The 5,212-nt window shown below is 47.2% G+C and carries 3 protein-coding genes and 1 pseudogene; 2 read left to right on the top strand and 2 right to left on the bottom strand.

The genetic code is table 11. The annotated features are described in order from the left end of the window. Nucleotides 1-678 (top strand): annotated as a pseudogene (locus tag H6S82_RS17230) (hypothetical protein); the annotation flags it as partial. A gap of 91 nt (nt 679-769) precedes the next feature. Continuing rightward, nucleotides 770-1,126 carry a hypothetical protein gene (locus H6S82_RS17235; RefSeq protein ID WP_191056465.1) on the top strand — a complete coding sequence of 119 codons (357 nt, stop codon included), beginning with the start codon at nt 770-772 and terminating at the stop codon, nt 1,124-1,126. Nucleotides 1,127-1,276: 150 nt separating this feature from the next. Here H6S82_RS17235 and glgX read toward each other — a convergent pair whose 3' ends face one another. Both glgX and glgB read right to left on the bottom strand, forming a co-directional pair. Then, complete coding sequence (gene glgX / locus H6S82_RS17240; RefSeq protein WP_190468192.1) at nt 1,277-3,406, bottom strand: glycogen debranching protein GlgX; 2,130 nt, start codon at nt 3,404-3,406, stop codon at nt 1,277-1,279. A 626-nt stretch (nt 3,407-4,032) separates the two neighbouring features. After that, nucleotides 4,033-5,212 (bottom strand): 1,4-alpha-glucan branching enzyme (gene glgB, locus H6S82_RS17245; protein WP_191056466.1); only part of this gene is annotated, 1,180 nt, incomplete at its 5' end.

Consider the following 5,212-nt stretch of genomic DNA (forward strand, 5'->3'; position numbering starts at 1 on the left):
GACCGGAATTTTACTGCTTTTATTTTGGGTGTAATTTTATCAGTTAGTGGTATTTTTGCGATTTTCGATCGAGATGTTGCTGAATCTGCCACCCTTCCAGAAAACACCAGTGCGATCGGCAAACAAAGAGAGTCGAACCGCAACAGATTGCCTAACTCTGTGGTCAATGCCGTTTTGCGATCGGCATCCCAACGCACGGGGTTGCAAATTTCGCAGCTACGCATTGTTAGTTCCAAACAAATTATGACTGACGGCTGTTTGAATTTGCCCCGTCCGGGGGAAGCTTGCCCGGAAATAGGAATATTTGCTTGGGAGGTGACAGTAGCAGGAGGAAGACAGCGTTTGGTATATCATTCTAACGGTAACGGTTCCCAAATTCGGTTGAATGAAAAAGCCAGCAATATCAGCGATGCCAATTTACCTTCACAAGTTGCCAATGCTGTTTTAAAAGCAGCTGCTCAAGAGTGGAGATTGCCCGTTTCCGCACTCCGCATTGTGAAGGCAGAAAGAACGAATTGGGCTTATGGTTGCGAACGTCCGACTTTTCCCCACCCTTGCGATCCGTTGATGGTAAGTGGCTGGCAAGTAACCGTACAAAGCAGACAAAAACGCAGTATTTATAACACTGATGAAGTGGGAGGTTTGGTGCGGAAACTGACAACAGGAAACCCCATCTAAAAGTAGGGTAAAATCCGCTCATTGTATAGCTGCACAGCCATTTTTACAGGCGTTAAAATAGAGGTAAGTCACTAGAGAATTGCTCAATAAAATGAAACTACAATCACCAGTTTTAGTACATTTAGGATATGGCAAATATGTGCGATCGGATCGAGTGACAGCGATCGTGCCGATTGAAGAAGAACGCGGCCCAGGACGACGCACATTTGTTCATGTGGAAGGAGAAAGCGACCCCTTAGTTGCCTCGCGTGCGGAAGACAGTATTGTGCGGGACTTGGTACAAGAACCGCATGAGGTTACCCAATCTCGCCAGCAGCAAGAAATCCTCCAAGATTTATTAGTAGATTTGGCTAACGTCAACCCAACTGTGCGCCGCATTACCCGCGACGAAGGGAGTTTGGATATCGATCGTCTAGAACGCCGCATCCGCCAAGTTCTGGAAGCATAGTATACTTAGGGGCTAGGGGTTAGGGGTTAGGGGTTAGGGAAGAGGGAAGAGGGAAGAGGGAAGAGGGAAGAGGGAAGAGGGAGAGGAAAAAGGGAAAATATTAATTCTTCCACTCCCCCGCTCCCCCGCTCCCCCGCTCTTCCCTAACCCCTAATAGGGTAGACGCCGCAACAGCACGATCGATCGCCCCGTCACAGGTACAGCTTTACCATCTGTGAAAATAGGGCCGTCTTCGATAAAATCAGACTCCTTAGTATCGATGACAACTTGCCACTCTCTGTTTTCTATCCCCTCCGGTAACTGAAATTCGATCGTTTCCCAGTAGGCATTAAAGAACAACAGAAAGCTTTCATCCATGATGCGCTGACCTTGCGGCCCAACTCTGGGAATTTCCTCACCGTTCAAAAAAACACCAATTGACTTAGCAAAACCATCATTCCACTGTTCGTCACTCATCTCGCTACCATCGGGATTGAACCAGACAATATCGCTGATAGTCCTACCGTGGATGGGTCTGCCTTGAAACCACTTGCGTCGCTGGAATACCGGATGCTTGCGGCGGAAAAAGATCAACTGCCGAACGAAATTTAACAAATCGGCTTTTAGTTTTGGAAATTCCCAATTTATCCAAGAAATTTCATTATCTTGACAATAGGCATTGTTGTTACCCTTTTGGGTGCGTTCCATTTCGTCGCCGTAAAGCAGCATCGGTACGCCTTGGGAGAGGAACAGCGTCACCAAGAAATTGCGCTTTTGTCGTTCCCGCAACGCCAATATTTCCGGGTCATCGGTATCCCCTTCTGCGCCACAATTCCAAGAACGATTGTGACTTTCGCCATCGCAGTTACCTTCTCCGTTCGCTTCGTTGTGCTTTTCGTTGTAACTGACCAAATCGTAGAGAGTAAAGCCATCGTGAGCGGTAATAAAATTGATACTGGCATAAGGACTGCGCCCATTCATCTGGTACAAGTCAGAACTGCCAGTCAAGCGGTAAGCGAATTCTCCTAAACTACCATCCTCACCGCGCCAGAAGTCGCGCATGACATCCCGATACCTGCCATTCCACTCCGACCACAGCAGGGGGAAGTTACCGACTTGATAGCCGCCTTCTCCCACGTCCCAAGGTTCGGCAATCAGTTTGACATCGGCGAGTACCGGGTCTTGGTGGATGATGGTGAAGAAAGATGCCAAACTATCCACATAAAATAGTTCGCGTGCCAGTGCGGAGGCAAGGTCAAACCGGAATCCATCGACGTGACATTCCAATACCCAGTAGCGCAGACTATCCATGATTAATTTCAAGATTTGTGGATGTCCGACGTTGAGGGTATTGCCGCATCCGGTAAAATCCATGTAGTAGCGGCGATCGTCTGGCGAGAGTTGATAGTAAGCGGCGTTATCTATACCGCGAAACGATAAGGTAGGGCCTTTGTGATTGCCTTCGCCGGTGTGGTTGTAAACGACATCCAAAATAACTTCAATTCCGGCTTTGTGCAGCGCTTTCACCATTTCCTTAAATTCCCGTACCTGACCCCCCGGAGTTTGATCGGAACTGTAACCGGAGTAGGGGGCAAAGTAATTGATGGAATCGTAACCCCAGTAATTTTTCAGTCCTTTATCAAGCAGATGTCCGGGATAGCTGAGGAAGTGATGCACCGGCATCAGTTCTACTGCTGTAATTCCTAATGATTGAAGGTGGGCGATACTGGCGGGATGGGCGAGTCCGGCATATGTACCCCGCAGTTCTTCTGGCATATTCGGTTGGAGTTGGGTGAAGCCTTTGACGTGGACTTCGTAAATAATAGTTTCGTGGAAGGGAGTTCGCAGGAGTGTATCGCCTTCCCAATCAAAAGATTCGTCGATAACAACCGATTTCGGGATGAGGTGGGCGCTATCCAATTCGCTGAAAGATAGGTCTTCTGCTGGGTCTTCCCAAGAGTAGCCAAACAGTTCTGGCCCACTGACGACATCGCCATCTATGGCTTTTGCATAAGGGTCGATCAAAAGTTTGTTGGGGTTGAAGCGATGACCTTGCGATGGATCGTAGGGGCCATGCACTCGGAAGCCATAACGTTGTCCCGGCGCTACTCCGGGTATGTAGCAGTGCCAAACGCGGTTGTCATATTCATTCAGAGGGATGCGTTTCTCGTTACCATCTTTGTCAAATAAACAAACTTCTACAGCTGTGGCGTTTTCGGTGAATAAGGCGAAATTTGTTCCTTTGCCATCCCAAAAGGAACCTAAAGGATATACATTTCCAGGCCAGACTTCTAGGTGCATATTTGTAAACTCACTCAAAAATGATAGTCAGATAGAATCAGCTAGCGCATGAGAAATTGGCAATTTCATATTTGAGATTTTGAATGGAAGAAAGCACTGGCAATCTAGAATCTCAAGTTTGAAATTGGCGATTTTGTTAAGGACAAAGAAGTGCGATTTCAGACGAAGGGCTAGTATCCTAAATGGGACAATACATTTGCAGGAGGCTTTCTAGCAGTGACACTTGCAGAAGTCCTGTAAGTTTTTGTTCTAACGATTAGTTGAGCTTAATTTAACTGTTAATATATTTTTTAAGCTTCTATCGTAAGAAGTAGTTATGTGAAGCAAAGCTGTAAGTCAGAATTTAGAAGTGGAATGGCGCTAAGTTTAGCTGGGACAGGACACTCCGCCTCGCCGATCGGCTTATCTTAGTGCCATTCATTTATAAGCGATCGAGCGCAATCAGGTTACCTTGTCAAGAGAAAGAGAGAGGATTTTTCGGTGTTTAATCTTCAGGGCTGCTGCGAAATACCAAATCCAGGTTAGCTACCCGCCTTTTCTGCCTAGATGTTGCATTCTCCGACTCCCCCACTCTCCACTCTCTCCTTTAAATAATAGGAGTACTCAACCCGGATTTGGTATAAGTCCTAATCTTGTTTCGATCGCTCGTTCTTAAAGAAGACAACACCCAAGGGTGGTAGAATCAGATTGAGAGAATAGGGTCGTCCGTGACAGGGAATTTCCTGTGCTTCTTGACCGCCGAAGTTACCGACACCGCTACCGCCGTATTCCCCAGCATCGCTGTTGAGCAATTCTTTCCAGTAGCCATCTGTGGGAACGCCAATTCGGTAATTGTAACGAGGTATGGGAGTAAAATTGCACACTACCAAGACGATCGATTTTGGCGATTTTGGATCGGCAGATGCTTCTGATTCTTCTGTTTGCAACGCCCAACTTCCTTTCCGAATTAAGCTGACAACGCTATTTTCCGAGTCGTTGCAATCAATCCATTCAAAACCGTTAGGGTCGCAATCGAGTTCGTGAAGTGCCGGTTCTTCTCGGTAAATTTTGTTCAAGTCAGCCACCCATTTTTGCAAACCGGCGTGGGTGGGATAACCTAACAAATGCCAATCTAAGCTGGTGTCGTGGTTCCATTCGCTCCACTGACCGATTTCGCCACCCATAAATAGTAGCTTTTTGGCGGTGGAGGCGTACATATAAGCGAAGAGCGATCGCAAATTCGCAAATTGCTGCCAATAGTCTCCCGGCATTTTACCAATTAGCGACCCTTTGCCGTGTACGACTTCATCGTGAGAAAGCGGTAAGATGAAGTTTTCGTTGTACGCATACAGCATTCTGAAAGTAAGCAGGCGGTGATGATATCTGCGGTGGATGGGGTCTTGACTCATGTAGCTGAGGGTGTCGTGCATCCATCCCATGTCCCACTTGTAACCGAATCCCAAACCGCCTAAATAGCTGGGACGAGATACCATCGACCAAGAGGTTGATTCTTCCGCTATAGTCATGACATCGGGGAAGCGATCGTAAATTGCTTCGTTGAAGCGACGGATGAAAGCAATTGCTTCCAAATTTTCATGTCCGCCGTATTGATTTGCTACCCATTCGCCGTGTTTGCGAGAATAATCCAGGTAAAGCATGGAAGCTACCGCATCGACTCGCAATCCATCAATGTGGCATTTTTCCAACCAAAAGAATGCACTGCCGATCAGAAAACTTTTGACTTCGTTGCGTCCGTAATTGAAGATAGCACTATTCCAATCCGGGTGATATCCTTGACGCGGATCGGCGTGTTCGTAGAGGTGCGTG

It is taken from the genome of Planktothrix sp. FACHB-1355, assembly GCF_014748295.1.
GTDB classification, from domain to species: Bacteria; Cyanobacteriota; Cyanobacteriia; order Cyanobacteriales; family Aerosakkonemataceae; genus Aerosakkonema; species Aerosakkonema funiforme_A.